26 protein-coding genes are annotated in these 26,330 nt (G+C 69.2%); 13 read left to right on the top strand and 13 right to left on the bottom strand.

The genetic code is table 11. The features are described 5' to 3' along the window. Window positions 1-4 precede the first annotated feature (4 nt). Genes NK1_RS12120 through NK1_RS12095 form a run of 6 tightly spaced genes read right to left on the bottom strand, consistent with a single transcriptional unit; the run spans window position 5 to window position 5,495 of the window. The gene (locus NK1_RS12120; RefSeq protein ID WP_063008619.1) at window positions 5-1,150 is read right to left on the bottom strand and encodes a thiolase family protein; all 1,146 of its coding nucleotides are present in this window, start codon (window positions 1,148-1,150) and stop codon (window positions 5-7) included. Beyond that, complete coding sequence (locus tag NK1_RS12115) at window positions 1,143-1,982, bottom strand: enoyl-CoA hydratase/isomerase family protein (protein ID WP_063008618.1); 840 nt, start codon at window positions 1,980-1,982, stop codon at window positions 1,143-1,145. The genes NK1_RS12120 and NK1_RS12115 overlap by 8 nt, the downstream gene beginning before the upstream one ends. After that, on the bottom strand, window positions 1,972-3,216 hold the full coding sequence (locus NK1_RS12110; RefSeq protein WP_063008617.1) for a CaiB/BaiF CoA transferase family protein: 1,245 nt from the start codon (window positions 3,214-3,216) through the stop codon (window positions 1,972-1,974). The genes NK1_RS12115 and NK1_RS12110 overlap by 11 nt, the downstream gene beginning before the upstream one ends. Continuing rightward, window positions 3,216-3,980, bottom strand: a complete 765-nt coding sequence (locus NK1_RS12105; RefSeq protein WP_063008616.1) for an SDR family NAD(P)-dependent oxidoreductase — start codon at window positions 3,978-3,980, stop codon at window positions 3,216-3,218. The genes NK1_RS12110 and NK1_RS12105 overlap by 1 nt, the downstream gene beginning before the upstream one ends. After that, entirely contained in the window at window positions 3,980-5,158 is a 1,179-nt protein-coding gene (locus NK1_RS12100; protein WP_174552716.1) for an acyl-CoA dehydrogenase family protein, read from the bottom strand. Before NK1_RS12100 ends, NK1_RS12105 begins: the two co-directional genes overlap by 1 nt. A gap of 31 nt (window positions 5,159-5,189) precedes the next feature. Then, window positions 5,190-5,495 carry a hypothetical protein gene (locus NK1_RS12095; RefSeq protein WP_063008615.1) on the bottom strand — a complete coding sequence of 102 codons (306 nt, stop codon included), beginning with the start codon at window positions 5,493-5,495 and terminating at the stop codon, window positions 5,190-5,192. Window positions 5,496-5,790: 295 nt separating this feature from the next. On the opposite strand from NK1_RS12095, the gene NK1_RS12090 reads away from it, so the two are divergent. From NK1_RS12090 to NK1_RS12040, 11 genes are all read left to right on the top strand, one after another. Further along, complete coding sequence (locus tag NK1_RS12090; RefSeq protein WP_063008614.1) at window positions 5,791-6,321, top strand: carboxymuconolactone decarboxylase family protein; 531 nt, start codon at window positions 5,791-5,793, stop codon at window positions 6,319-6,321. A 4-nt stretch (window positions 6,322-6,325) separates the two neighbouring features. Next, entirely contained in the window at window positions 6,326-7,591 is a 1,266-nt protein-coding gene (locus tag NK1_RS12085) for an SRPBCC family protein (RefSeq protein WP_063008613.1), read from the top strand. Continuing rightward, window positions 7,578-7,919 (top strand): hypothetical protein, encoded by a 342-nt coding sequence (locus NK1_RS12080; protein WP_063008612.1) that lies wholly within the window; start codon window positions 7,578-7,580, stop codon window positions 7,917-7,919. Before NK1_RS12085 ends, NK1_RS12080 begins: the two co-directional genes overlap by 14 nt. A 4-nt stretch (window positions 7,920-7,923) precedes the next feature. Then, the gene (locus NK1_RS12075; RefSeq protein ID WP_063008611.1) at window positions 7,924-9,135 is read left to right on the top strand and encodes a metal-dependent hydrolase family protein; all 1,212 of its coding nucleotides are present in this window, start codon (window positions 7,924-7,926) and stop codon (window positions 9,133-9,135) included. Further along, on the top strand, window positions 9,122-9,538 hold the full coding sequence (locus tag NK1_RS12070) for a nuclear transport factor 2 family protein (RefSeq protein WP_063008610.1): 417 nt from the start codon (window positions 9,122-9,124) through the stop codon (window positions 9,536-9,538). The genes NK1_RS12075 and NK1_RS12070 overlap by 14 nt, the downstream gene beginning before the upstream one ends. Before the next feature lie 55 nt (window positions 9,539-9,593). Next, window positions 9,594-10,691, top strand: coding sequence for an acyl-CoA dehydrogenase family protein (locus tag NK1_RS12065; protein ID WP_063008609.1), 1,098 nt, complete (start codon window positions 9,594-9,596; stop codon window positions 10,689-10,691). A gap of 137 nt (window positions 10,692-10,828) precedes the next feature. Next, entirely contained in the window at window positions 10,829-11,632 is an 804-nt protein-coding gene (locus NK1_RS12060; RefSeq protein ID WP_063008608.1) for an acyl-CoA dehydrogenase family protein, read from the top strand. Between the two features lie 97 nt (window positions 11,633-11,729). Next, complete coding sequence (locus NK1_RS12055; protein WP_063008673.1) at window positions 11,730-12,533, top strand: inositol monophosphatase family protein; 804 nt, start codon at window positions 11,730-11,732, stop codon at window positions 12,531-12,533. A 75-nt stretch (window positions 12,534-12,608) separates the two neighbouring features. Then, entirely contained in the window at window positions 12,609-13,310 is a 702-nt protein-coding gene (locus NK1_RS12050; protein WP_063008607.1) for a response regulator, read from the top strand. 56 nt (window positions 13,311-13,366) lie between these two features. Beyond that, window positions 13,367-14,389 (top strand): HAMP domain-containing sensor histidine kinase, encoded by a 1,023-nt coding sequence (locus tag NK1_RS12045; RefSeq protein ID WP_063008672.1) that lies wholly within the window; start codon window positions 13,367-13,369, stop codon window positions 14,387-14,389. 346 nt (window positions 14,390-14,735) lie between these two features. Then, complete coding sequence (locus tag NK1_RS12040) at window positions 14,736-16,271, top strand: DUF4153 domain-containing protein (RefSeq protein ID WP_245660455.1); 1,536 nt, start codon at window positions 14,736-14,738, stop codon at window positions 16,269-16,271. 27 nt (window positions 16,272-16,298) lie between these two features. On the opposite strand, the gene NK1_RS12035 is transcribed toward NK1_RS12040, so the two are convergent. From NK1_RS12035 to NK1_RS12015, 5 genes are all read right to left on the bottom strand, one after another. Continuing rightward, window positions 16,299-17,018 carry a 3'(2'),5'-bisphosphate nucleotidase CysQ gene (locus NK1_RS12035; RefSeq protein ID WP_030516349.1) on the bottom strand — a complete coding sequence of 240 codons (720 nt, stop codon included), beginning with the start codon at window positions 17,016-17,018 and terminating at the stop codon, window positions 16,299-16,301. 188 nt (window positions 17,019-17,206) lie between these two features. After that, window positions 17,207-17,725 carry an MTB12 C-terminal domain-containing protein gene (locus NK1_RS12030; RefSeq protein ID WP_063905976.1) on the bottom strand — a complete coding sequence of 173 codons (519 nt, stop codon included), beginning with the start codon at window positions 17,723-17,725 and terminating at the stop codon, window positions 17,207-17,209. 11 nt (window positions 17,726-17,736) lie between these two features. After that, window positions 17,737-18,522, bottom strand: a complete 786-nt coding sequence (locus NK1_RS12025; protein ID WP_063008606.1) for an enoyl-CoA hydratase — start codon at window positions 18,520-18,522, stop codon at window positions 17,737-17,739. Between the two features lie 9 nt (window positions 18,523-18,531). Continuing rightward, a complete protein-coding gene (locus tag NK1_RS12020; protein WP_063008605.1) occupies window positions 18,532-19,710 on the bottom strand; it encodes an acyl-CoA dehydrogenase family protein in 1,179 nt (392 codons plus the stop codon). Further along, window positions 19,694-20,692, bottom strand: coding sequence for an acyl-CoA dehydrogenase family protein (locus NK1_RS12015; RefSeq protein ID WP_063008669.1), 999 nt, complete (start codon window positions 20,690-20,692; stop codon window positions 19,694-19,696). Before NK1_RS12015 ends, NK1_RS12020 begins: the two co-directional genes overlap by 17 nt. Window positions 20,693-20,870: 178 nt before the next feature. Between NK1_RS12015 and NK1_RS12010 the strand changes: the two genes are divergently transcribed. Together NK1_RS12010 and NK1_RS12005 are read left to right on the top strand one after the other, a co-directional pair. Continuing rightward, window positions 20,871-21,524 (top strand): TetR/AcrR family transcriptional regulator, encoded by a 654-nt coding sequence (locus tag NK1_RS12010; protein WP_063008604.1) that lies wholly within the window; start codon window positions 20,871-20,873, stop codon window positions 21,522-21,524. Window positions 21,525-21,568: 44 nt separating this feature from the next. Further along, the gene (locus tag NK1_RS12005; RefSeq protein ID WP_063008603.1) at window positions 21,569-22,381 is read left to right on the top strand and encodes an acyl-CoA thioesterase; all 813 of its coding nucleotides are present in this window, start codon (window positions 21,569-21,571) and stop codon (window positions 22,379-22,381) included. 49 nt (window positions 22,382-22,430) lie between these two features. Here NK1_RS12005 and NK1_RS12000 read toward each other — a convergent pair whose 3' ends face one another. Together NK1_RS12000 and NK1_RS11995 are read right to left on the bottom strand one after the other, a co-directional pair. Beyond that, complete coding sequence (locus NK1_RS12000) at window positions 22,431-22,883, bottom strand: nitroreductase/quinone reductase family protein (protein WP_245660454.1); 453 nt, start codon at window positions 22,881-22,883, stop codon at window positions 22,431-22,433. Window positions 22,884-22,955: 72 nt separating this feature from the next. Further along, entirely contained in the window at window positions 22,956-26,228 is a 3,273-nt protein-coding gene (locus NK1_RS11995) for an ATP-binding protein (RefSeq protein WP_063008667.1), read from the bottom strand. Window positions 26,229-26,330 lie beyond the last annotated feature (102 nt).

Raw genomic sequence — 26,330 nt, 5'->3', positions numbered from 1 at the left:
CCGATCAGTTCAGCAGTTCGACGACGGTGGCGTTGGCGGTGCCGCCGCCCTCGCACATGGTTTGCAGGCCGTAGCGAATGCCGTTGTCGCGCATGTGATGGATCATGCGGGTCAGCAGGACCGCGCCCGAGGCGCCGAGCGGATGGCCGAGCGCGATGGCTCCGCCCAGCGGATTCACCCGGTCGAGGTCGGCGCCGGTTTCGGCCAGCCACGCCAGCGGCACCGGCGCGAACGCCTCGTTCACCTCGAATACGCCGATCTCGGCGAGCGACAGCCCGCACCGGCGCAGCACCTTCTCCGTCGCCGGGATCGGGCCGGTGAGCATCAGTACCGGATCGGCGCCGGTCACCGCGCCCGCGCGATAGCGGACCAGCGGGCTCAGGCCGAGTTCACGCGCCCGCTCCGGGGTGGTGACCAGCACCGCGGCGGCACCGTCGGAGATCTGCGACGCATTGCCGGCGTGGATCACGCCGTCGGCGCGGAAGGCCGGTTTCAGCCGGGCCAGCGTCTCGGCGGAGGTGCCGCGGCGGATGCCCTCGTCGGCGCCGATCGTGGCCGTACCGGCGGGCACGTCGACGATCTGATCGTCGAAGGCCCCCCGGTCGACGGCCGCGGCCGCCAGTTCGTGCGAGCGTGCGGCGTAGTCGTCGAGACGAGTGCGGGTGAACCCCCACTTCTCGGCGATCAGTTCGGCCGAGATGCCCTGGTCGAAGGAGAAATCGTGATAGCGGGCACGGGCTTTCGGCCCGTACGGCATACCGGTGGCGCGAGCCGAGCCCAGCGGAACCCGGCTCATCACCTCCACACCGCCGGCGATCACGAGGTCCTGCTGCCCCGAACCGACCACGGCGGCGGCGAAATCGACTGCCTGCTGGCCGGATCCGCACGCGCGGTTGATCGTGGTGCCGGGGACGGCCTCCGGCCAGCCCGCGGCCAACACCGCGTAGCGGCCGATATTCGAGGACTGGTCGCCGACCTGGGAGACACATCCCCAGATGACGTCGTCGACGAGGGCCGGATCCAGACCGGTGCGCTCGGCCAGCGCGGTCAGCACCAGCGCGGACAGGTCCGCGGGGTGGATGTCGGCCAGGGCGCCGTTGCGTTTGCCGATCGGGGTGCGGACCGCCGCGGCGATGACTACCTCACGCATCTGTTCGACTCTCCTTGTCGGGCCGGTCCGTACGGCGGATCGGCGGCCTGGTCACCGTCCAGCGGCCGCTGAACCGGGGTGAGCGTTTCTCGGCGAAGGCGGCGAAGGCCTCGGGTGCGTCGGCGGTGGCGAAATTGATGCCCTGTGCCCGCGCCTCCCCGGCCAGCGCCTCCCGCAGACTGCGGTCGGCGCCCTCGTTGAGCAGTGCCTTGGTCTGGGCCAGCGCCACCGGCGGGCCCGCCGCCAGCCGCGCCGCCAGGTCGTCGACGAACGCGTCGATCTCGGCGTCGTCGCACAGCCACGTCACGAGGTTCAGCTCGCGCGCCTGTTCGCCGTCGATCGTCTCGCCCAGCAGCGCAAGCCTTTTCGCCTGTTGCAGCCCGGCGATCTTGGGCAGCAGCCAGGTGCCGCCCAGATCCGGCGACAGCCCGCGCCGGGCGAAGATCTGTGAGAACCGGGCGTGAGGAGTGGCAACGACGAAGTCGCAGCCGAGTGCCAGATTCCAGCCGGCGCCCACGGCCACGCCGCGCACCTTCGCCACGGTCGGCATGGGCAGTTCGTGCAGGGCCAGCGCGACCTCGGTCAGCGCCCGCATCCGGTAGGTCGGATGCGTGTTGTCGGGCGTGGAAATGTCGGCGCCGGAACAGAATTCGCCACCCTGGCCGGTGATGACCACCGCACGTACGTCGAGATCCGTCGCGGTGGCGCGCAATACGTCCTGCAGCGCCGACCACAGTTCGGCGTCGATCGCGTTCTTGTGATGCGGCCGATTCAAGGTCAGGGTTCGTACCCCTTCGTGATCGGCGCAGAGCAGGACCGTGTCACCGAACATGAGCGGCAGCCGCCCCCGCGTACCTGCAGCCGATCGCGCCCGCCGCTCGCCATCGCGCGATATCGTCCGCGCTGCAGCCGATTTCGGTGAGAATCGCGTCGGTGTGCTCGCCCAGTCCCGGTACCGCGCCCATCGGCGGGTGGTAGCCCTCGATCACGGCGGGAGGCAACAGCGAGGGGATCGGCCCGTTCGGGGTGTCGATACCGCGCCAGCGGTCGCGCTCGGACAGTTGCGGGTGGGCCAGCACCTCGCTCGGCCGGTTGTAGCGCGCGTTGCCGATTCCGGCGGCGTCGGCGGCCGCCTGGATCTCGGCCAGATCGTGTCGCGCACACCAGCTTCCGATCGCCTCGTCGAGCTCGGCGCGATGGGCGACCCGGCCGGGATTGGTGCGGAAGCGTTCGTCGGCGGCGAGATCCGGGCGTTGCAATATGTCGCGCGCCAGGCGCTGCCATTCCCGGTCGTTCGTCGTCCCCAGCACCACGGTCTGTCGGTCGGCCGTCGGGTAGGCGCCGTAGGGCGCCACGGCGGGTGAGCTCATACCGAGCGGCTGCTGGTCGATGCCGCTGTGCCGGGCGTAGGTGAGGTGATAGCCCATCATCTCGGCCATGGTGTCGAACAGGCTCACCGATATCGCCGTGCCCGGGCCCGGCCCGCGGCGCAGCCGCCCGCACAGCGAGGCCACGATCGACAGCGCCGCGTACAGACCCGTGGTCACATCCGCTACCGGTGGCCCGGGTTTGGCGGGCGCGCCGGCCGTTCCCGTCACCGCGCATACTCCGGCCTCGGCCTGGACCAGCAGGTCGTAGGCGCGTTTGTGCGACAGCGGCCCGCCCGCGCCGAAGCCGTCGATGGTCAGCGAGATCAGATCCGGGTGCCGGCTCTCCAACTCCGCCGGTGACAATCCCAGCCGGTCGAGGGCGCCGGGTGCGAGATTGGCGACCAGCACGTCGGCACGGTCCAGCAGGCGATGCAGAAGATCCACGCCCGCAGCCGATTTCAGGTCCAGGGTGACCGATTCCTTACCGCGGTTGACCCAGACGAAATGCGCGGCCTGCCCCTCGACCACGTCGTCGTAACAGCGGGCGAAGTCACCGCCGTCCGGGTTCTCCACCTTGATCACCCGGGCCCCGAAGTCGGCGAGGGTGCGCGTGCACATCGGCGCGGACACCGCCTGTTCCAGCGCCACCACCGTCACCCCGGCCAGCGGGCCCGACGCCTGCGGATCGATGATCATCACATCACCATGCCGCCGTCCACCGGCAGCACCTGCCCGGTGACGAACGAGGCGGCGTCGGAGGCGAGGAAGACGAACGCACCGGCCACCTCGTCCGGTTCGGCCCAGCGGCGCAACGGAATTCGGTTCAGCATCTGCGCGGCGAACTTCTCGTCGGTGCGGATGGTCGTGGTCATCGGCGTGGCCGCCAGCGGCGCCAGCGCGTTCACCAGGATGTTCTTGCGGGCCAGCTCGCGGGCCAGCGATTTGGTGATGCCCACGATCGCGGCCTTGGCGGCCGAATAGTTCACCTGCCCCAGGGTTCCGGTCAGCCCGGCCGAGGAGGTGACATTGATGATGCGCCCGGTGCCGTCGGTAGGCAGATACGGCAGCGCCGCCTGCGCGCAGTTGAAGGTGCCCAGCGCGTGGATGTCGTAGAGGCGGCGCATCGAATCCACGGTGGTGGCGCCGAACATCGCCGGCGCCGTCACACCGGCGTTGTTGACCACGATGTGCAGCGTGCCATCGGCCAGCGCCGCGCCCTGCTCGGCCGCGGAATCGGCTGCGGCACGGTCGGATACGTCCAGCCCGCAACTCGCCGCGCGCCCACCGGCGCCGACGATCTTGTCGGCGACCGCCGCCGCTGCGGCGGCGTCGATATCGGCGACCAGTACCGCGGCGCCCGCCGTCGCGAGCGCCTGCGCCACCGCCGATCCGATGCCGCCCGCGGCGCCGGTGACCATGGCCGCGCGGCCGGTCAGATCGAAAAGTCCTCGTGCCGGCATCAGTAGCTCCTCGGCAATCCCAGTATGTGCGAACCCAGGTAGTTCAAGATCATCTCCTGGCTGACGGGGGCGATGCGCATGACGCGCGCCTCACGGAAGTAGCGGGCCACGTGGTATTCCTCGGCATATCCCATCCCGCCGTGGGTCTGCATGGCGCGGTCGGCGGCGATGAAGGCGGCGTCGGCACACAGATATTTGGCCGTATTCGCCTCGCGGCCACAGGGTTTACCGTGGTCGTAGAGCCAGGTCGCCTTGCGCAGCACCAGTTCCGCGGCGTCCAGATGGGCCAGCGAATCGGCGAGCGGGAACTGGATGCCCTGATTCATGCCGATCGGCCGGTCGAAGACCACACGCTCACCGGCGTATTTGACCGCACGGTCGAGCGCGACACGACCGATGCCGAGCGCCTCGGCGGCGATGAGCATCCGCTCCGGATTCAGTCCGTCGAGCAGATAGCGAAAACCCTCGCCCTCCTCGCCCACCCGATCCTCGACCGGAATCCGCAGATCGTCGATGAACACCTCGTTGGAGGAGACCGCGTTGCGGCCCATCTTGGTGATCGGGCGGATATCGATGTGCGCGCGGTCGATATCGGTGAGAAACAGGGTCATTCCGTCGGTTTTGCGCGTCACCTCGTCGTAGCCGGTGGTCCGGGTCAGCAGCAGGATCTTCTCCGACTCGAGCGCCTTGGAGATCCACACCTTGCGGCCGTTGACGATGTAATGGTCGCCGTCGCGGCGGGCGAAGGTCGTGATCCGGCTGGTGTCCAGGCCCGCGCCCGGTTCGGTGACACCGAAGCAGACGTGCAGGTCGCCGGCCGCCACCCGCGGCAGCGTCCGCCGCTTGAGTTCCTCGGATCCGTATCTGACCACCGGTTGCATGCCGAAGATGGACAGGTGGATCGCGGTGGCGGCGTTCATCGCGCCACCCGAGCGTGCGACCTCCTCGGCGAGGATGGTCGCCTCGGTCAGTCCGAGCCCGTGGCCGCCGTACTCCTCCGGGATGGTGATGCCGAGCCAGCCGCCGGCGGCGATCGCCTGGTAGAACTCCGCAGGGAATTCGTGGTTTTGGTCCTTGCTCATCCAGTAGCGGTCGTCGAATTTGCGGCACAGTTCGGCCACCGCCGAGCGGATCACCTGCTGATCCTCGGTCGGCTCGAAGGTCATTCCGGCGGACATGCGCACTCCTGCTCTCCGGTCACCGCACGACTCAGTCCGAGGCGGGCAGCGCCTTGGCCGCCTTGATCGTCATGGGGGCGCCGTCGCAGCTCAGCTCACCGGAACCCGAACTGGTGCAGAGCAATTCGACGGTGTCGGCGGCGTCGACGTAGCGCTTCCCGATCAGGGTCACCGGCTCCCCCGCGGCGGGGGCGATCGGCGGTGCGCTCGCGGCGGGAACCAGAGGGCTTCCGCCACAGGTCACTACGGGATCGGCATCGGCGGGCGCGCGCACCACCACCACCTTGGTGCCGCAGACGGTACTGGCGAGCTGTTCACCGGGACGCAGGGCTGCCATGCTCTCGACTCCTCTTTGCTGGACTACGCAACTAGAAAACTATCTTCTCATATTTGGAGAATCAACCTTCTACTTCTGCGCCCGGGACGCCCGGCGCCCACACTCGCCCGCCGGGCCGAACGGGCGCCGTCACCGGTAGCGACGACCGATGAGCACTCCACACACCTCGCATGAACCGCTTCCGACCAGCCACTTTCGATCGATTCCCGGTGGACGTTGACGAGTCGGCCCCCGTCGTGAAAATCTATTGGTCCGTTGAGGAGAATGTCATTCTCCTGAATGAGAGGAGGAGAGGATGCGCCTGCCGCCCCTGCCGGCCGATCAATGGGACGATCGGACCCGCGGCGCCCTGGCCGCTCTGCTGCCACGTGCTCGGCGCAATCCCGACGGCGCCGGACCCGCGATGTCGGCTCTGGCCAGACATCCGGACCTGGCCGAGGCGTATCTCGGCTTCGGCGTCTATCTGCTGTTCCGATCCACCTTGCCGCCGCGCGTGCGCGAGATCGCGATCCTGCGCATCGCGCACCGCCGTCAGTGCGCCTACGAATGGGCCCACCATGTCGCGATGGCCGACTCGACCGGCCTGTCCGACGCCGAGGTCGACGGGATCCGCGACGGACGGCTCACCGGCGACTTCGATCGCCTGCTGCTCGCGGCGGTCGACGAACTCGACGAGAAGTCGCAATTGTCGGACACCACCTGGGCCGCGTTGAGCGACTACCTCGACGAACGCCAGCGCATGGATCTGGTCTTCACCGTCGGCGGCTACGCCATGGTCGCGATGGCCTTCAACACCTTCGGCATCCAGCCCGATCACGAGAGGTAATCCCTTGCCGCACTTCAGCAAACCAGCCGCCGGAAGCTGGACCGAGCACTATCCCGAACTGGGGACCGGCACCGTCGACTACACCGATTCGATCGACCCGCAGTTCTACGAGGACGAGCGCAACGCCATCTTCCGCACGAGCTGGCTGTGCGTCGGCCGCGACGTGCTGCTGCCGCGCAAAGGCAGCTACTTCACCAAGGAACTGGCCTGCATCGCGACGTCGTTGATCATCGTGCGCGGCACCGACGACGTGATCCGCGCCTTCCACAACATCTGCCGCCACCGCGGCAACAAACTCGTGTGGGACGACTTCCCGAACGAGGAGACCTCCGGCACCTGCCGGCAGTTCACCTGCAAGTACCACGCCTGGCGCTACAACCTCGACGGCACCTGCACCTTCGTCCAGCAGGAGAAGGAATTCTTCGGGATGGACAAGGCCGACTACGGCCTCGCCGATGTGCGCTGCGAGGTGTGGGAGGGGTTCATCTTCGTCAATGTCGACCCCGAGGCCCCGCCGCTGCAGGATTATCTCGGCCCGATGGTGAAGGGACTGGAGGGGTTTCCCTTCCACGAATTCACCGAGGTCTACAGCTACAAGGCCGAGGTGGGCAGCAACTGGAAACTGTTCATCGACGCGTTCGCCGAGTTCTATCACGCGCCGATCCTGCATATGAAGCAAGCGGTGAAGAACGAGGCCGACAAACTGGCCGACATCGGCTTCGAGGCATTGCACTACCAGATCGACACTCCCCATTCGATGGTGTCCTCGTGGGGCGGTATGGCGCCGCCGAAGGACCTCGACATGGTCAAGCCGATCGAGCGGGTGCTGCGCTCGGGCCTGTTCGGTCCGTGGGACCGGCCCGATATCGAGGGGCTGGATCCCATGCCCGCCGGTATCAATCCGTCCGGCCATCGTGCCTGGGGCGTGGACGAATTCGATGTGTTCCCCAATTTCGCGATCCTGGTGTGGGCGCCGGGCTGGTTTCTCACCTACAACTGGTGGCCGACCTCGGTGCGCACGCACATCTTCGAGGCGAATCTGTATTTCGTACCTCCCAAGAACGCCCGCGAACGGCTGCGCCAGGAATTGGCCGGCGTGACGTTCAAGGAATACGCGTTGCAGGACGCCAACACCTTGGAGGCCACCCAGACGATGCTGGAAACCGGTGTCGTCAAGAAATTCCCGCTCAACGACCAGGAAGTCCTGCTGCGGCATCTCCATCATGTCGCGCAGCGCAAAGTTCAGGAGTACCGCGATGCCGACGTCTGAGACGAAGAAACTGCCCGGGGAATTCGCCGAACTGGAGAAGTTCTCCGACTGGATCATCGATACCGAGCCCGAACGCTATCGCAAGCGGCTCGCCTCCGATATGGCGCAGATGCAAGCCTTCTACGACGCCACATTCCCCCGGCTCGAGGAGGCGCTCGACTATCTGGACCAGTTCCCGCTCGACGACATGCCCGACGACGCACGGTATCTGACCCACCTGATGCAGTCGCTGATCATGGTGTCGTTCCCGGTCGAGGTGTGGAAGCAGCCACGAGTGCCCGATTCGGGCGCGGCCTATCTGGATCTCGTGCGCGAGACGGTGGTGTAGGCCGATGCTGACGCTGAAGGCCGCCGGTGTTCTCGACATCGATTCCGGTGAGATCATCCGGCCCGGCGTGGTGCGGGTCGCAGACGACCGCATCGTCGGCGTGGGCGGCCAACCCGAGGGCGAGGTCCTCGATCTCGGCGATCTGGTGCTCCTACCCGGCCTGATGGATATGGAAGTCAACCTGCTGATGGGCGGGCGCGGGGAAACCGGACTGGCCTCCAGCGTCACCGACGATCCGGCCACCCGGGTGCTGCGCGCGGTGGGCAACGCCCGCCGCACCCTGCGCGCGGGATTCACCACCGTGCGCAATCTGGGACTGTTCGTCAAAACCGGTGGCTATCTGCTGGATGTGGCGCTGAGCAAGGCGATCGACAAGGGATGGGTGGACGGTCCCAGGATCGTGCCGGCCGGACACGCCATCACCCCCACCGGCGGACATCTGGATCCGACCATGTTCTCCGCGTTCATGCCCGACGTCTTGAACCTCACCATCGAGGAGGGCATCGCCAACGGCGTGGACGAGGTGCGCCGGGCGGTGCGCTACCAGATCAAATACGGCGCCCAGCTGATCAAGATCTGTGTCTCCGGAGGCGTCATGTCGCTCACCGGAGCGCCTGGCGCACAACACTATTCGGACGATGAACTGCGCGCGATCGTCGACGAGGCGCATCGGCGCGGACTCAAGGTCGCCGCGCACACCCATGGCGCGGAGGCGGTGCGCCACGCCATCGCCGCCGGAATCGACTGCATCGAACACGGTTTCCTGATCGACGACGAAACCATCGCGCAGATGGTCGCCGCCCGCACCTGGCTGGTGCCCACCACCCGCCTGGCCGACGCCATGGACGTCTCCAAGGCCGATCCGGCGCTGCAGGCCAAGGCCGCGGAAATGTTCCCGAAGGCGCGCCTGTCGGTCAAGGCCGCCTACGACGCCGGGGTGCGCATCGCGGTCGGCACCGATGCGCCGGCCATCCCGCACGGCCGCAACGCCGACGAACTGGTGGCACTGGTCGAACGCGGACTGAAGCCCATCGACGTGTTGCGTGCCGGCACGATCAATGCCGCCGAACTCATCGACGCCGAGGACCGCGGCCGGGTGGCTCCGGGCCTGCTCGCCGACATCATCGGTGTGCCGGGCGATCCCGTCGACGACATCACCGTGACCCAGGACGTGCGATTCGTGATGAAAGGCGGAAAAGTGTATGTCCAGAAATGACGATCTGCTCGAGATCCAGCAGCTGCTGGCGCGCTACGCGGTCACCATCACGAAGGGCGATATCGAGGGGCTGCTGGCGGTGTTCACCCCCGACGGGACCTACAGCGCCTTCGGCGACAACTACACCCTGGACGTCTTCCCCGAGCTGGTGGCGGCCGCGCCCAAGGGGTTGTTCATGACCGGCACACCGGTGCTAGAACTCGACGGCGACAACGCCTCCGGCACGCAGACGTTGTGTTTCGTCGAGCACTCCACCCACGACATGCGGATCGGCTACTACAGCGACACCTATGTCCGCACCGAGGACGGCTGGCGGATCAAGACCCGCGCGATGACCTTCATCCGGCGCAGCGGCGACCACGACTCGGGTATTCCGCACGCATTCGACCGTCCTGCTGTCTGATCGGCATCCGGCCCGAAAGTGGCGTTCGCACAGAGTGATCGAGGCAATCACAGATATGGGTATCACGGAAACAGCGACGTTCCGGGACGAGCTGCGTCGGTGGCTGGCCGACCACGACCTCACGCCGGGCCCGGACCGCACCCTCGACGGCCAGGTCGCCCAGCTGGCCCGGGTGCGGCGCGCCCTCTTCGACGCGGGCTGGATGCGCTACGGCTGGCCCGAACAGGTCGGCGGGCTCGGCGGGCCGGCGGTGCTGCGAGCGGTACTCGGTGAGGAAGTCGCCACTCGAAGCCTGGCCGAACCCGGCATCTACTCGATGGTGGAAGTGCTGGCGCCCACGATGATCTCCTACGCCCGGCCGGAACTGGCCGCCGCGATGGTGCCGGCGCTGCTGTCGGGGCGCGAACAGTGGTGCCAGGGGTTCTCCGAACCGGGTTCCGGTAGCGATCTGGCATCCCTGAGCACCAAAGCCGTTGCCGACGGCGACAAATGGATCATCAGCGGCCAGAAGGTCTGGACCAGCTTGGCCCAGTACTCCGCCCGCTGTGTTCTGCTGACCCGCACCGCGCCGGGCCACGAGGGCATCACCGCGTTCTTCGTCGATATGGACTCCCCCGGGATCACCGTGCGCCCCCTGCGGACCATGCACGGCGTCGACGAATTCGCCGAAGTGTATTTCGACGACGTCGCCGTGCCCGGCGAGCGCATGCTCGGCGAGCCCGGAGACGGGTGGCGAGTGGCGATGGATCTGCTGCCGCACGAACGGTCCACCTGCTTCTGGCACCGCATCGCCTACCTGTTCACCCGATTGGACGCGCTGGTCGCGGACACGGACCTGCGCGACGACGCCGCTCTGGGGACCGCCTATCTGGCCCTGCACACCGTGCGCTGCCGTTCGCACGCCACCCAGCGACGGCTGGCAGAGGGGCAGCGTCTCGGCCCCGAAACCTCGATCGACAAGGTGCTGCTGGCCACCGCCGAACAGCGGCTCTTCGACACCGCGCGCGATATGCTCCCGGGTGCGGTCGAATTCGACGACGAGGAATGGCGCACCGAATATCTGTATTCGCGCGCGGCCACGATCTACGGCGGGACCGCCGAGATCCAGCGCAACATCATCGCGCGCCGCCTGCTCGACCTGGGCCGAGAATGAGACGCGGGTTCGCATACCCCGCGTGCCCGTCGCATGTGGCCCGAAACCTCGACCCCCTCTGGGGCGCAGCGTGTCCCGGTCCGGCCGCCGCCGGACCGCGACCCCGGTTGCACTGCACCACAACATGTTTCGAACGGATGACCATGGACGCCGATGAGATCGCGCTACTGACCGAGACCTTGCGCGCCACCATGACCGGCAGCACCGGCGACTCGCTCGATCGTGCGTTGCTCGACTTCGGCTGGCTCGATCTGCTGACCGAATCGCCGGAGGTGGCGATTCCTCTGGTATTCCGGCTGCTCGGTGAGACCGGCGCCCACGCGCCCGTCCTCAACGATGTGGTCGCCCACGGGGCGGGCCGCGACCTGCCGGCCATTGTCGCGCTCCCCTTCGCCGGGGGTCGCTGGGTGGTGTGGGGACGAGCCGTTGCCGGACAACCGGTTTCCGCCGTACCGGCGCTCGACCCGGAACTCCCTGTGCGCCGAGTCCTCGCGGGAGAGACGCTCCCGTTGGCGCAGGGACGTCGCGCCCTCGCGTGGTGGCTGGTGGGGACCAGCCGCGCGATGCTGAATCTGGCTCGCCGCCACGCCCTCGACCGTATCCAGTTCGGCCGTCCGCTGGCCGCACATCAGGCGGTCCGGCACCGGCTGGCGGAGACACTGGTAGCCATCGAGGGCGCCGAGGCGACCCTGGCCGCTGCCGACACCGATCTCGGCGCGCTCCTGGCTAAAGCGGCCGCCGGCCACGCCGCCCGCCTGACGGCCCGCCACTGCCAACAGGTCCTGGGCGGCATCGGGTTCACCGCCGAACACGACTTCCATCGGCACGCCCGCCGGGCCCTCGTCCTCGACGGATTGCTCGGCAGCGCAGCGGAACTGACGCGCGAAGCGGGCGCCTGGGTGCGCACGCGCGCGACCGCACCCCGGCTCGCGCAGCTGTGAGATGGCTGCGGCCGACGCCGTTCGTCCGGCGCCTGCGGTGCTCGCGGGCCGACCCGAGGCGGTGGCAGTGTCCATCGGCGGCGGATAGCTTGCAGTGGTGCACGACCACCTCGACGACGATCTCCGTTTCGCCCATGTCCTCGCCGATTCCGCCGACGCCGTGAATATGGACCGGTTCAAGGGCCTCGATCTCGCAGTCCGGTCGAGACCGGATCTGACCGCGGTGACCGACGGCGAGAACGCCGTGGAGAAACTCGTCCGCGGCCAGCTGCGCCGGTCCCGCCCGCGCGACGCGGTCCTCGGTGCGGGCGACGGACTGGAGGGTGACGGTCCGCGCTGCTGGGTGGTCGGCGCCATCACCGGACTCGAGAACTATGTGCGCGGAGTTCCGGTGTGGGCCACGCAGATTTCCCTGCTCGAGGTGTCCCCAGGCGGCTATCGGCCCATCGTCGGCGTCGTCTCCGCGCCCGCCCTCGCCCGCCGCTGGTGGGCCGCGAAAGACCACGGCGCCTTCACCGGCCGCAGCCTGTCCTCGGCCTCCCGCCTGCGAGTCTCCGGCGTCTCCCATCTCACCGACGCCTCGTTCGCCTACTCCACCGTCACCGCCTGGGAAGAGGACGGCCGGCTGAACAACTTTCTCGACCTGTCCCGCGACGTCTGGCGCACCCGCGCCTACGGCGAATTCTGGTCCTACATGATGCTCGCCGAGGGCGCGATCGACAGCTGCGCCGATCCCCGCCTGTCCCCGGGCGATATGGCCGCCAACGCGGTCATCGTCACCGAGGCCGGCGGCACCTTCACCGGCTTCGACGGCACTCCCAACCCTCTCAGCGGAGGTGCGGTCGCGTCGAACGGATTGCTGCACAATGAGTTACTGGAGTATCTGCGCCGCCGCGACTGATACCGCGACCGGCCACACAGAATCTCCACAACTGATACCGGTTCTCTCCACACGAGATCGCTAGGCTCCCGGAGCATGGAACAGAACCCACTGGTGGAGGGCACGCCGGCGCGGCGGATCCTGGTCGTGGACGACGAATCCACGATCGCGGAATCGGTCGCGGCGCGGCTGCGGGCCGAAGGGTTCACGGTCGCCACGGCCCCGGACGGTCCGGCGGCGGTGGCGGCCGCGCAGACGTTCGAACCGGACCTGGTGGTCCTCGACGTCATGCTGCCCGGCTACGACGGGCTGGAGGTGTGCCGGCGGATCCAGGCCGAGCGCTCGATACCGGTGCTGATGCTCACCGCGCGGACCGACGAAACCGACCAGCTGATCGGACTCGGTGTGGGCGCGGACGACTATTTGACCAAACCGTTCTCGCTGCGGGTGCTCACCGCACGTGTGCATGCGCTGCTGCGGCGGGTCGAGCGTGCGGGTGATCAGCGCGGGGCGGTCACCGTGGTCGGCGATCTGCGCATCGACAGCGATCAGCGCAGGGTCTGGCGCGGCGGGGTCGAAGCCCAGCTCACGCCACTGGAATTCGATCTGCTGGCCCGTCTCGCCCGCCGTCCCCGCGCGGTGCTCGCCCGGGAGCGGCTCCTCGAAGAGGTCTGGGACTGGGCGGATGCGGCCGGTACCCGGGCCGTCGACAGTCATATCAAGGCGTTACGACGCAAACTCGGCGCCGACCTGATTCGCACCGTCCACGGCGTCGGCTATGCCCTGGAGACGCGATGAGCGCGCGGGCCGGCCTCGACGCCGGCGACCGTGCCGATGTCCGGACTTCGAGACTGGTGACGCAGCTGTCGGATCGGCTACCGCGGCCGCTGGATCGAATCCGATCCATCAAACTCAAACTGGCCGTCCTGATGACCTTTTCGGGCGGGCTCGCCTTCGCCTGGTTCAGTCACCGGATCGGCTGGCTGCCGCCGATGACCACACTGACCGCGATGCTCATCGCCCTGGTGTCGTCCCAATTCCTGGCGCACGGCATCACCACGCCGCTGCGGGAGATGACCGCCGCGGCGCAACGCATGGCACACGGCGACTACACCAGTCGGGTGCGCGCGTCCTCCCGCGACGAGGTGGGGCAGCTGGCCGAGGCGTTCAATCGGATGGCGACCGACCTCGCCGCCGCCGACCGGCAACGCCGCGAACTGATCGCCAATGTCTCGCACGAGTTGCGCACCCCGATCACCGCCTTGCACGCCGTGCTGGAGAACCTGGTGGACGGCGTATCCGAGCCCGACCCGAAAACACTGGAAACCGCACTGGCACAGACCGAACGGCTCGGCCGGCTCGTCTCCGAGCTACTCGATCTGTCCAGCATCGAGGCCGGAGCGATCCCGCTCGACCGCGAACAATTCGATATCGCACCGACTTTCGCGACGGTGACCGCCGAGGCGGAGGTCATGACCGCCGCCCTCGGGCGCGGTATCCACTTCCGCAGCACGATCGATCCCGCCACCGCGACGGTGTACGCCGACCGCGCCCGCCTGCATCAGGTGTTGCTGAACCTGCTGGACAACGCCGCCCGGCACGGCCCTGCCGGTGGCGAAGTCCGCCTGCTCGCCCACGCCGCGGGCGAGCACCTCGTCATCGATGTCGAGGACGACGGGCCCGGCATTCCTCCCGCGCAACGCGAGCGCATCTTCGACCGCTTCACCCGCGGCGGCAGCACCGACGACGGCGGCACCGGGCTCGGGCTCGCCATCGCCCGCTGGGTGGTCGACCTGCACCACGGCTCCATCGCGGTCGCCGACCCCGGCTCACGGATCCGCGTGATACTCCCGGCCACCGCGCCGCACCACCCCTGACATCCCGAATCTCACAGCCCGCCAGACCGATTCGGTCGCGGGCCGATACCGCACACCCTCAGGAGGACCAGCCGTGCCCGAAACACCCACATCCGACCCCACACCATCACCGGAACCGGTGGACTCCGCCGGACGCGAGCGTCCCCGGCACCCCGATGCCGCAGCGCAACCAGCGGAATCGGAGCGACCGGCACATCCAGCGGCATCGGACGACACCCTCGTTCCCGAAGCCCGGCCAGTTGCCGAAATTCCGGGCGGAGCGTCGCACGGCTGTCCCACTGCCGGCGCCTCGGCAACAGCCGGGCGCGACGAAGCGCCGGTGTGGTCACGTGACGCTGGGACGGCCGTGGTGGTGGTAGCCGACCCACCTCGCCGGGGCCCGGCGGACGATCGGCTCACCGCGGACGGCGGGGCGCCGATACCCGTCGATGCTCCCGGCACGGGGGTACATCCCGGGTCCGCGGCGACCGTTCCGGCCCGCGCGCGACGGGTCGTCTACCCGGCGGGCGTGCTGCCCGCCGCCGGGGTCGCCGGTCTGGTCGCGGCGGCCACCGTGCCCCTGGACCGGCCCGGAATCGGCTGGCTGCTGGCGGGTTCCGCCACCGCGGTCGCGGTCGGCACCGTCCATCGGCGCGCCACGAACCGGTCGGAAACACCCCCGGAACGCCGGATCCGGCCCGGCCGCTGGTGGGCGGCCGCCGCCCTCGCGCTGCTCGCGGTGGGCACCTTCCGGGCCGCGGGATGGTTGTTCGTCCTCTGCCTGATCGCGGCGGCCGTGTGCGGGTCGCTGGCAGTGGTCGGGCGGCCGTCGGCGCGCGGAGCGCTCCACGACGCGATCGCGGTCCCGCTCGCCTCGGCCGGCGCCCTCGCCTGGGTGTACGCGGCGCAGCGCAGGCGGCGGGGCAGCCCCGGAGCACGGCACTGGCGCCTCGGTGCGTCCGTGGTTGCCACGGTGGTGATCCTGGCGGTGTTCGTGCCGTTGCTCGCCGGCGCCGACGCTACCTTCGCCGCCATCGTCACCGGGTTGGTGCCGCGCATGGACGCCGCCACCACCACTCGATGGATCGTGGTGTTCCTGCTCGCCGGTACGGCAACCCTGAGCGCGTTGTACATGCTGGCCGGTCCCCTGGCTCCGGCCGACGCACGGACCCGACCCGCGAAACGCACACTGGCACGACTGGAATGGGCGCTGCCGGTCGGGGCGCTGACGGTGTTGTTCGCGTCGTTCCTCGGCGCGCAGCTGGTTGCCCTGTTCGGTGGCGACGACTATGTGCAGCGCACCGCCGGTCTGACCTACGCCGACTACGCGCGCAGCGGATTCTGGCAACTGGCCGCGGTCACCCTGCTCACACTCGCCGTCATCCTGCCCGTACTGCACCGGGCCACCAGGGATTCGGCGACCGACCGCATCTGGCTGCGCGGCCTGCTCTGCACGATCAGCGGACTCACCCTGGTGATCATCGCCTCCGCGCTCGGTCGCATGTGGACCTATCAGCAGGCATACGGGTTCACCGTGCTGCGTCTGCTGGTCGGAACCTGTGAACTCTGGCTCGGCGCCGTCTACCTGCTGGTGATCGTCGCGGTCCTGCGCCTGGAAACGGCGTGGCTACCGCGCACCACCCTCGCGACCGCGGTGGCCGCGCTGCTGGTGCTCGCCGTCGCGAATCCCGAGGCGCTGGTCGCGTCGGAGAACATCGACCGCTGGCAGCGCGGTGAAGAACTCGACGTCGACTATCTGTCCGGGCTGTCGGCCGATATCGTTCCCGTCCTCGATCGTCTCCCGGCACCGATCCGCCTCGACCTGCGGCAGCGGCTCACCCACGGAGCCGACGACGAAACCTGGAACAGCTGGAACCTGGCCCGGATGCGCGCGGGCGAATGACCGGGCGCACCGCGGTGACGCCGCTACTCAGATGCCGAAGTCTCGCAAGGCTTCCAGGACTTCGTCCGCCAGCTCCGGCCGGCAGATGAGCAGATCCGGGAGGTAGGGGTCGGGCTGGTTGTAGATCAGCGGTGAACCGTCCAGGCGCGAGGTGTGCAGGCCCGCGGCGGCGGCCACCGCGACGGGTGCGCAGGAGTCCCATTCGTATTGGCCGCCGGAGTGGGCGTAGATGTCGGCTTCGCCGCGCACGACCGCCATCGCTTTGGCGCCGGCCGAACCCATGGGGATGGTGTCGGCGCCGAGTGCGGCGGTGAGGTGGTGCACGCAGGCGGGTGGGCGGCTGCGGGAGACGACGATGCGCGGCGGGCCGTCGTGGGCGGGCGGAAGTACCGGCGGCGCACCGGTTTCCAGCACCAGCCCGGGCACCGGAAGCGCGACGGCACCGATTTCGGCGCGGCCGTCCACCGCCAGCGCCACGTGCACGGCCCAATCCGCCCGCGGCGGCTGCCCGTATTCGCGCGTGCCGTCGAGCGGGTCGACGATCCAGACCCGGCTGCGGGAGAGGCGAATCGGATCGTCGGTGCTCTCCTCCGAGAGAACCGCGTCGTCGGGCCGCAGCTCCGCCAGCCGCTTCAGCAGCAGTTCGTCGGAACGCCGGTCCCCGACCGCACCGCCCTGGTCACGAATCTCGAGCAGGAGCTCACCGGCTTCCCGGGCGAGCTCGGCGGCCACCGCGTGGTCGTCCATATTCGGTTCTCACTCTCCCGCCGGACGGCGAACCGACGCCGACCGGGCGCACCTGGCACGCCGGCGTTCGGCCGGCGCTCGCATCGCCCCGCGGTGATCGGCGGGACCCTTGCAGTGTGCCAGCCGGTGCCGGCCGCGGCGGTGTGCCCCCTGCCGCTGCGGGTCGATCAGGAGCCGGGAGCAACCGATCAGCAGGCGGGGGCGGTGCCGCCCTGCAACTTCAGCAGGGCGCAGAAGGTGGTGGCGGCGACCTTCCACTGTCCGTTCTCCTGCACGGCCTGCCCGGCCTGATCCGGAAGCACCGGATTGCCGCCCATCAGCAGCGTGTAGGTCACGTCGGCATGTCCGGCGTCGACGGTGGTGACCTTCGAGACCGTCGCGGAGGTGCCCTGTGCCTGCGGGTTGCCGGCCTGGGCGGTGAGCACCGGCGCGAACACGTCGCCCTTCTCCACGGCGGCGGCGCGCTTGTCGGCGGGCTGTTCGGCGTCGAAGAACAAGACGTAGGCGTCGGTGACCGCCTTGGTGGTCGCCGGATCGGCCGCCGACGATCCGGCGGCGGGCGCCGCCGCGGAGGTGGTCGCGGCCGCGGCCGTCGTGGTGGTGGCGGTGTCGTCGGACTTGTCGTCACTACAACCGGTGACGGTCGCCGCCGCGATCACCGCGATGCCGCACAGACCCGCCGCACCGCGAATCATCTTGTTGCGCATGGATATGCCCTTCACTCGATCTTCTGTTTCATCTCGTCCAGGTTCACCAGAATCGGATAACCGTTGACGCTGAGCGCATTGCCGTGCCCGGTCTGATGCACGTCGAACACCGACTGGATGGCCGCGTAGAAGCCCTGTACATCGAGGGTCTGATTGACCGCGCGCTTGGCCTGGCGCAGTCCGAACGGCGGCATCGCGGCGATGCGTTCGGCCAATGCCCGGGTCTGCGAGTCCAGTTCGTCGCGCGGGACGACGGTGTTGACCATGCCGACCTGTTCGGCTTCCCGCGCGGTGATCGGGCGCCCGGTGAACAGGATCTCCTTGGCCTTGCGCGGACCCAATTCCCAGGTGTGCCCGTGATATTCGACCCCGCCGATGCCCATCAGCACCACCGGGTCGGAGAATTGCGCGTCCTCGGCGGCCACGATCAGATCGCACGGCCAGCACAGCAGCAGTCCACCGGCGATGCAGCGGCCCTGGACCGCGGCGATCGACGGTTTGGGAGTGTTGCGCCAGCGCAGCGAGTACTCCAGATAGCGCCGCGACTCGAGGGCGTAGATGCGGTCGAGGGTGATCTTCGACGGGTCCGGCCACGACCGGTCCTTCAGATCGTGGCCGGCGGAGAAGTGTTTTCCGTTGGCGCGCAACACGATCACCGACACCTCGTCGTCGGTGGCGGCGCGGGTCCAGGCGGCGTCGAGTTCATCGAGCAGTTCGCCGTTCTGCGCGTTGGCCGCCTCCGGCCGGTTCAGGGTGATGGTCGCGATTTTGTCGGCGGCCTCGTAGGTGATGTACACGACGGCTCCTCAGCCTCGGGGCAGGCCGAGCACGCGCTCGGCGATGATGTTGCGCTGGATTTCGGATGTGCCGCCGGCGATCGTCCCGGCGAAACTGCGGGTGTAGCGCTCGAACCAGCCGGCGCCGAAGGCATCCAGATTCAGCGGGTTGAACGGCGTGGTCCGCGCCGGATGGATCAGGCCGCCGGCTCCCTGGGCGCGCAGGGCGTGTCCGGAGGCGGTCTGCACCGCTTCGGAGCCGAAGACCTTCAGCACCGACAGCGCCGCCACATCCTGTTCGCCGCGCGCGGCGCGGGCCAGCGCCGCCGAACCGAGCAGCCGCAGGGCGTAGCTGTCCATGATCAGCGTGGCGTAGTGATCGCGATCGAGCACCGTCTCCGGGGCGAAATCGGCGGCCAGTTCCTCGAGCCGGTCCGCGTAGGACAACCACAGCAGTGTGCGTTCGTGTCCGAGCGAGCCGTTCGCGACGCCCCATCCGCCGTGCAGCGGGCCGACCAGATTCTCCGCCGGCACCCGCGCACCTTCGAAGAACACCTCGTTGAAATCCAGATCGTGCGGACCGCAGACCGAGGCGAACGGTCGTCGCGTCACGCCGGGGGTATCGGTGGGAATCAGCAGCACGCTGATCCCCTTGTGTTTCGGCGCGTCGGGATCGGTGCGCACGAAGGTCAGCAGCACATCGGCGTCGTGGGCGCCGGAGGTCCACACCTTCTGCCCGTCGACGACGAATTCGTCACCGTCGCGCACGGCCCGGGTGCGCAGACCGGCCAGATCCGATCCCGCCCCGGGTTCGCTCATACCGAGCGCGGCGGTGATCTCCGCGCGCAGAATTCTTCTCGCCCACCGGGTTTTCTGCTCCTCGGTGCCGAACGACAGCAGCGACGCGGCGACGATTCCGACGCCCTGCGGATTGAAGCTGTGATAGATACGCCGGTCCGACAACTCCTGTAGATGGACGTACTGCTGCAGGATGCCGGCGTTGCGCCCGCCGAATTCGGGCGGGTTGCCGGGTAGCAGCCAGCCGTGATCGAACTGCAGCCGCTGCCAGTCGCGCGCCCATTCGGGGACGTCGGCGCTGGAATGCGACCGCCGCCGGCTCGCGGTGGCCGCATCGGGCAGATGGGCGTCGAGGAAGGCCACGAATTCGGCCCGGAACTCCTCGACGTCGTCGTCAAATCTCAGTTGCACGGCACTCCTCGGCGATCAGCGCCCGGTGTTCGGCCGCACCGCCGAGCATCAGCTCGCCGGCATGGGCTCGTTTGAGCGCGAACTGCAGGTCGTTCTCCCAGGTGAAACCCATGGCCCCGAACAGCTGTAAGCCGTTGCGGAACACCACGTTCTGACACTCCCCCGCGCCGGCCTTCGCCATCGAGGCCGCCAGCGCCCGGCGTGGGTCGTCCTCGGCGATGGTCAGCGCCGCGAAATAGGCCAGCGCCCGGGCCCGCTCGATCGCCACATGCATATCGGCGGCCTTGTGTTTGACCGCCTGCAGCGAGCCGATCGGCACACCGAACTGGTGGCGGGTGCGCACATGGTCCAGCACCAGGTCCAGAATCCGCTGACAGGCGCCGACGACGGTCAGAGCCATCCCGGTGGCGGCGAACTGGCGCGCCCGCGCCACATCCACCGTGCTGCGCCGATCGTGTCCGGCGCGCACGCCGTCGAAGCGCACCTCGGCGATGTGCAGCACCGGATCGAAGACCGCGCTGCGGCGCACCTGCACCTCGGCCGCCGGCACCACGAACACGCCCGCTTTGGTCACCACCGCGAACCGTTCGGCGCGGTCGCCGTCGAGGATGTGGTGGGCGGTGCCGCCGAGCACCCAGCCGTCGGCGTCGAGGACCGCGTCCACACCCTCGTACACGGCCGTGCCGGCCACCGCGGGATCGGTGAATTCCGTTGCCAGTGGGGCGAATTGGGTCATCGTGGCCAGATACGGCGTGGGATCGGTGGCCCGGCCCAGTTCCTCGAGGACGATCGCCAGCTCGACAGCGGCCGCGTCGCCGGTCAATTCGGTCCAGCCCAGCTCGATGTAGGTGCGCCACAACGGCATCGGGTCGCCGTCCTTGTCGGCGATCTCGCGGATCAGCGACGCCGGACACTGTTTGCCGACCGCCTCGCGCACGGTGTCGCGCCAGAGTCTTTGTTCGGAGTCGAACTCCACAAGCATCCCGGACCGCCTCTCTGGCCGCTAGACCGCCTACCGACGCGAGAATATCATTCTCCACAACAGAAAGTAACAGTCTCTCATGCCGTTCCCGAACACGCGCCCTCAGTGCCCGGGAACATGACATTCTCCGGTACAGTGCATTCATGTTCTGCACACATAACCAAGGACCGAGCCGACCGTGAGCAGCCCCAGCGAAGAGCCCGCCTGGAAGCAACGCGCCGTCGAGCGCTCGATCCGGACCGCGAAATTGCGTGCCGAACAGCGAGTGCAGCGCTTCCTCGACGCGGCCCAGGCCATCATCACCGAAAAGGGCACCACCGATTTCACCGTGCAGGAAGTGGTGGACCGCTCCAAGCAGTCGCTGCGCAGCTTCTACCTGCAGTTCGACGGTAAACACGAACTGCTGCTGGCCCTGTTCGAGGATGCGCTCGGCCGCACCGCGGACCAGCTCCGGGCGGCCGCCGACGGGCAGGACGATCCGATCGACCAGCTGCGGGTGACCATCGAGCTGCTGTTCGAACTGAGCCGTCCGGATCCGACCGCGCAGCGCCCGCTGTTCACGGATTTCGCTCCGCAGCTGCTGGTTTCGCATCCCGCGCAGGTGAAGGTGGCGCATGCGCCGCTGCTGAGCCTCATCACGGAGTTGATGGAGAAGGCCCAGGAGCAGGGCCGGTTGCGCAAGGAACTCAATGCCCGCCGGACCGCGGCGATGGTCATGCAGACGGTGATGTTCACCGCGCAGTCCACCGGCGGCATCGACGAGGAGACCACCCACCCGATCACCGCCGAGGAAGTTTGGAACTTCTGCGCTCACGGCTTTGCCCAAGGCTGAGAATTCCATTCTCCCGATAGAGAAGGTCGCTTACACTCGGACTCATGCCCGATCTGTGGAGCGACCTTCTCGCTTGTCTCGACCTGCGTTCGGTTCCGGCCGGCGACGACCGCGATACCGCGGTGTTCTCCGGCCCCAACCAGAGCCTGGGGTACTACCGGATCTTCGGCGGCCAGTTGCTGGCGCAATTCGTGCGCGCCGCGCAGCTGACCTGTCCGGACAAATCCGTCAAATCGCTGCACGCGCTGTTTCCCCGCGAGGGTAAACCGGACGAGGCGCTTCGATACCGTGTGCAGGTCCAGCATCAGGGGCGGACCTTCGCCTCGGTAACCGTGCTGGCCGAGCAGGCCTCGGGAATCGTTGCCACCGCGGCGATGTCGCTGCACGCCGCCGATGACGGTCCCGAACAGCAGGCGACCGCGCCGATCGGGCCGCTGCTCTCGGCCGAGCACAAGGCCGGCTTCGACATCATCCCGTGGGAGACACGGACGAACGTCGACCTCGACGACACCGGTTCGGCCGCACCGGAATTCGAGTTGTGGATGCGGACGCCGGCCGCCGACGCCGCGCTCGCGCCGGCGTTGACCGGCTACGCCACCGACCTCACGCTCATCGGTACCGCGCTGCGCCCGCTCGAGGGAGTGTGCCAGCGCGGCAACGGCACCGCGTTCCGCTCGGCGGTCACCAGCCACACCCTCTGGTTCCACCGGCCGTTCCGCACCGACGAGTGGCTGTTGCTGCGCCAGGACAGCCCGGTGATGGCGCAGGGCCGCTGCTTCGGCCGCGGGGACGTGTTCACCGAGAACGGTGCGCTGGTCGCCTCCTTCGCGCAGGAAGCCATGGTGCGATTCCCGTAGCCGAATACATTGCCGCACAGCCCATCCCGTGCGACGGCACACGAGGTGGTCACTTGCCGCACGGGGACAACTCGATCACCGGAATCCGCCGGGCCGTCCGCTTCTGATAGTCCGCGTAGCCCGGATAGGCCCGCACCACCTGCGGCCACCGCGCCTCGCGTTCGGCCGGGGTGAGTACGCGCGCGGTCATGGGACGTGCCGCCCCGTGCCGGAAGGACACCTCGACGCGCGGCTCGGCGCACAGGTTGTGGTACCAGGCGGGCGAGACGGCGTCCCCGCCCCGCGACGCTACGATCAGATAGCGCTCGCCGTCCACGATCGGGACGGTGAGTACCACGGTGTGCGGGCGCCCGCTGCGTCGGCCGACGGTGGTCAGGGTCAGCGTGGGCATGTTCTTGAAGCGGGTACCGATGCGGCCACCGGTCACGTCGAGCAGTGTGCGGTGCAGGCTGGTCACGGTCTTCAAGCGCAGGTCGGTGGCGATACGGCGGGTGTCGGGCACGGGAGCTCCTCGGGTCGGAAGGCGGTCGGGTACCGACGATCCGGATCCTGCTTGTGAGCGACCAGTGACCGATCAGTGGTCGAGACGCGCGCGAGCGGCGTCGATCCACCCCTGGTTCACGCAAGCCTCGGCGATGCGCAGGGCGGCGCGGTGGTGTCCGGCGGCGAGATCCGGATCGCCGCACCGCGTTGCCAGGTCTCCCAGCACGAGATCGACCGGGCCGACGGTGAACGACCCGGTGTCGGCGCCACCGAGTCGATCGCGGTATCGCACCAGGTCCCGGTAGATCGCGGCGGCCTCCTCGGCCGTGCCGAGCGCCGCGATCACCATGCCGCGCAGGGTGAGGAACAGCGAGCGGAACAGGTCTTCGGGAACCGGTCGTGCGCGGCGCCGGATGCGGGCCGCCGCAGCCCGGTCACCGGCGGCGAGCAGGACGAGCGCGTGGAAGTCGACGGTCGCGTCCGCGGTGTCCGCCGAGGCGCTTCGGATGAATTCCTCGATCGCCTCGGCCAGTTCCCCGGCCCGGCCCTGATACAGGCGGACCGTGAACAGCGCCATGAGCGGGAGCGTACCGGCATTGAAAATGCCTGTGCGGGCGAGCAATTCGGCGGCCTCCAGGTAACGTCGCTCGGCGTCGTCGGCGTCGCCGCCCACCAGTGCCAGCAGTCCCCGGGCCATCGCGTTCGCCGCCTGGGCTTGCCGCCACTGATATCGGTCGGCCGGCACGGTGGCCGCCTCGAGATGTGCGCGGGCCGCCTCGAGGTCGCCGGCGAAGGCGGCGGCCTGCAGCGCGACGGTGTGGCCCAGCAGCAGGTAGGCATGGTGATCGTTGCGCTGCCCGATCTCGATCAGTTCGGCGCCGAGCGCACCGCGATCCGGACTGTCGTAGAGCGAAGCCCGGGCCTGCAGCGCCGGTGCGAGCAGTGTGTCGTCGCCGAGGTCGCGGGCGAGGGCCTCGGCGTCACCGGCCACCCGGCGCGCCCGGTCGAGTTCGGCGCCACCGATCTCCTCCACCAGCGCGACCGACAGCCGGCACCGGTCGGCGGATGCCAGCCCCGGATACCGCAGCGCGGTCTCGAGGCGGGCGACCACGGCATGGTCGACGACACCGTAGCGCCGGTTCATCCAGGGCGTCGGGGCGTCCCAGGCGGTGAACGCCCGCACCAGCAGGTCCGGCCGGTCGGCGTCCTCGGCCAGCGTCGCGGCGCGGTCACGGGCGGCGCGCGCGGCGACGCCGGCGCCGCAGACGAGGTGGCTGCGTCCGGCTCGGCACAGCAATGCCACCCGCTCGTCGACGGTGTCGCCGCCGGGATGGCGTTCGAGCGCGTGGGCCGCGCGTTCGTATCCGGCGGCGGCGACGTCGTGGGCGAAGCGCTGCTCGGCGCGCTGCGCCGCGGCCACCGCGTAGTCGGCGGCTCGCCGCGCGGTCTGCGGTGTCACCGATTCCCCGTAGTGGTAGGCGAGGGCGGTGAGATCGGCCGGGTCGAGCTCCTCGACGGCGGCGCCGATGCGGCGATGCCAGCGGTCGCGGCGGATCCGCGACAGATCCCCCAGCAGCGTGTCCCGCACCAGGACATGGGCGAAACGCGCTCGCCCGCTGCCGGGTTCGTGCAGGAGCCCGGCGACCACTCCGGCCTCGACCGCGTCCAGCACCTCCTCCTCGCCTACCTCGGCGGCCCGCACCAGAACCTCGAGGTCGAATTCGCGGCCGATCACCGCGGCCAGGCGCAACACGGCCACGGCCGTCTCCGGAAGCCGGGACAGCCTGCGGCGCAACACATCTCGGACACCGTCGGGGACCTCGGACGCGGCGACCAGCTCGCCCTCGCTCTGCAACAGGCGCGCGATCTCGATGAGGTAGAAGGGATTGCCGCCGGTGCGATCGTGCAATGTCGCCACCACCGAATCCGCGGGTGCGCGTCCGATGAGTGCGCCGACGAGCCGGGCGCTGTCGGCTGTCCCGAGGCCGCGCAACCGGATTCGCGCACGGACGGTGGTCGCCGAACTCGCCAGCGCATCGGCCAGCGCGGGCGGCACCTCGTCGGGCCGGTAACCGATCACCGTGAAGACCGGCGCCCGGATGGCCACCGCTGCGAGCAGCGCGGCGGTCTCGGCATCACACCGATGGGCGTCATCGAGCAGAATCGCCAGCGGCCGCACGTGCGCGACCGCGGTGAGATAGTCGATCACCGCCCGGTGCAGCAGGAAACGGCCGTGCGCGCGGTCGGCCCGATCGGGCCCCGCGCCGTCGGTGAGCAGCGGAGCGAGGGTGGGCGCCAGTTCCCCGGGATCGTGTTCGCCGGCCAGGGCACGCAGGATCTCGACCCACGGCCACGCCGACGGGGCGGCCTCGTCCTCCGGGCAGCGACCGATCACCACGCGATATCCCGCGCCGCACAACTCGTCGCGAAGACGGTGCAGCAGAGCGGTTTTCCCGCTGCCCGCCTCACCAGTCACCGTCGCCGTCCGTGGTCCGTCGCCCCGGGCTGCCGCATGTAGCGCGGCGAGTTCGGCGTCGCGGCCGAACAGTAGCGTCGCCGTGGACGCCGCGGCCGGGCGCGGCGGGAGCGACTCCGCGATCACCTTCTCCTGCACCGGGATTCGCTGGGCGAGGATGTCGGATTCCAACCGCGTCAGGGCAGGTCCCGGATCGATGCCGAGTTCGTCGGCGAGGATCTCGCGCGCCTGCCGCAGTGCGGCGAGTGCGTCCGCTTGGCGTCCGGCCCGGTAGCGCGCCAGCGCGGTGAGCCGCCAGGCCTCCTCACGCAACGGATGCTCGCGGGTCAGGACTTCGGCTTCGGCCGCCGCCAGCGCGGGTTCGTCCTGGTCGAGCAGGGCCTCCGCCAGCTGTTCGCGCGCACTGAGCCGCAATTCCTCGAGTCGCGCCGCCTCCGCGGTCGCCCAGGCCTCCTGCGCATAGGCTCCGTACGCCGGCCCCTGCCAGCGTGCCAGCGCCTGCTCGAGGGCGCCCCGCCGCCGCTGTGGATCCATCTGTCGCGCGGCCAGATCCAGCTCCGCGCCGAACAACCAGGCATCCACCGCCTCGGTGTCGAGCCGCAGCGCGTATCCGGGGGCGCGGCTGACCAGGACCGCTGCCGGTGCACGCGGCGCCCGCTCCGGCTCCAGCAGCCGCCGCAGATTGGATACGTAGGCCTGCAGCGAGCCCAGCGCCCGCGGCGGCGGCTCGCCGCGCCACAGGTCGTCGATCAGTCGGTCGACCGGCACCACCTCGCCCCGGGCGACCAGTAGCCGGGCCAGCACGCCGCGCTGTCGCGGACCGCCGAGATCGAGTTCACCGCGCTCGTCCGACGCGGTCAGTGCTCCGAGGACCCGAATCCGAACCATGATGCGCAAAGTCTAGGACGGCGGCCGCCAAGTGCGTCTCGAGTCGGCTGCAAGCGGCACGCGTCACCCTCATCGCAGTTCTCGACACCGACAGGAGCCGCC

Origin of the sequence: Nocardia kruczakiae NBRC 101016 (assembly GCF_001612965.1) — a bacterium.
Taxonomy (GTDB): Bacteria; Actinomycetota; Actinomycetes; order Mycobacteriales; family Mycobacteriaceae; genus Nocardia; species Nocardia kruczakiae.
Note: the sequence above shows the minus strand (reverse complement) of the source record. Positions and strands in the feature narration are given on the sequence as shown.

Excerpts from the sequence above, each read along its gene's own strand:
- NK1_RS12120 (WP_063008619.1), bottom strand. The coding sequence starts at position 1,150 with ATGCGTGAGGTAGTCATCGCCGCGGCGGTCCGCACCCCGATCGGCAAA.
- NK1_RS12115 (WP_063008618.1), bottom strand. The coding sequence starts at position 1,982 with ATGTTCGGTGACACGGTCCTGCTCTGCGCCGATCACGAAGGGGTACGA.
- NK1_RS12110 (WP_063008617.1), bottom strand. The coding sequence starts at position 3,216 with ATGATCATCGATCCGCAGGCGTCGGGCCCGCTGGCCGGGGTGACGGTG.
- NK1_RS12105 (WP_063008616.1), bottom strand. The coding sequence starts at position 3,980 with ATGCCGGCACGAGGACTTTTCGATCTGACCGGCCGCGCGGCCATGGTC.
- NK1_RS12100 (WP_174552716.1), bottom strand. The coding sequence starts at position 5,158 with ATGTCCGCCGGAATGACCTTCGAGCCGACCGAGGATCAGCAGGTGATC.
- NK1_RS12095 (WP_063008615.1), bottom strand. The coding sequence starts at position 5,495 with ATGGCAGCCCTGCGTCCCGGTGAACAGCTCGCCAGTACCGTCTGCGGC.
- NK1_RS12090 (WP_063008614.1), top strand. The coding sequence starts at position 5,791 with ATGCGCCTGCCGCCCCTGCCGGCCGATCAATGGGACGATCGGACCCGC.
- NK1_RS12080 (WP_063008612.1), top strand. The coding sequence starts at position 7,578 with ATGCCGACGTCTGAGACGAAGAAACTGCCCGGGGAATTCGCCGAACTG.
- NK1_RS12075 (WP_063008611.1), top strand. The coding sequence starts at position 7,924 with ATGCTGACGCTGAAGGCCGCCGGTGTTCTCGACATCGATTCCGGTGAG.
- NK1_RS12070 (WP_063008610.1), top strand. The coding sequence starts at position 9,122 with ATGTCCAGAAATGACGATCTGCTCGAGATCCAGCAGCTGCTGGCGCGC.
- NK1_RS12065 (WP_063008609.1), top strand. The coding sequence starts at position 9,594 with ATGGGTATCACGGAAACAGCGACGTTCCGGGACGAGCTGCGTCGGTGG.
- NK1_RS12060 (WP_063008608.1), top strand. The coding sequence starts at position 10,829 with ATGACCATGGACGCCGATGAGATCGCGCTACTGACCGAGACCTTGCGC.
- NK1_RS12050 (WP_063008607.1), top strand. The coding sequence starts at position 12,609 with ATGGAACAGAACCCACTGGTGGAGGGCACGCCGGCGCGGCGGATCCTG.
- NK1_RS12035 (WP_030516349.1), bottom strand. The coding sequence starts at position 17,018 with ATGGACGACCACGCGGTGGCCGCCGAGCTCGCCCGGGAAGCCGGTGAG.
- NK1_RS12030 (WP_063905976.1), bottom strand. The coding sequence starts at position 17,725 with ATGCGCAACAAGATGATTCGCGGTGCGGCGGGTCTGTGCGGCATCGCG.
- NK1_RS12015 (WP_063008669.1), bottom strand. The coding sequence starts at position 20,692 with ATGCTTGTGGAGTTCGACTCCGAACAAAGACTCTGGCGCGACACCGTG.
- NK1_RS12005 (WP_063008603.1), top strand. The coding sequence starts at position 21,569 with ATGCCCGATCTGTGGAGCGACCTTCTCGCTTGTCTCGACCTGCGTTCG.
- NK1_RS11995 (WP_063008667.1), bottom strand. The coding sequence starts at position 26,228 with ATGGTTCGGATTCGGGTCCTCGGAGCACTGACCGCGTCGGACGAGCGC.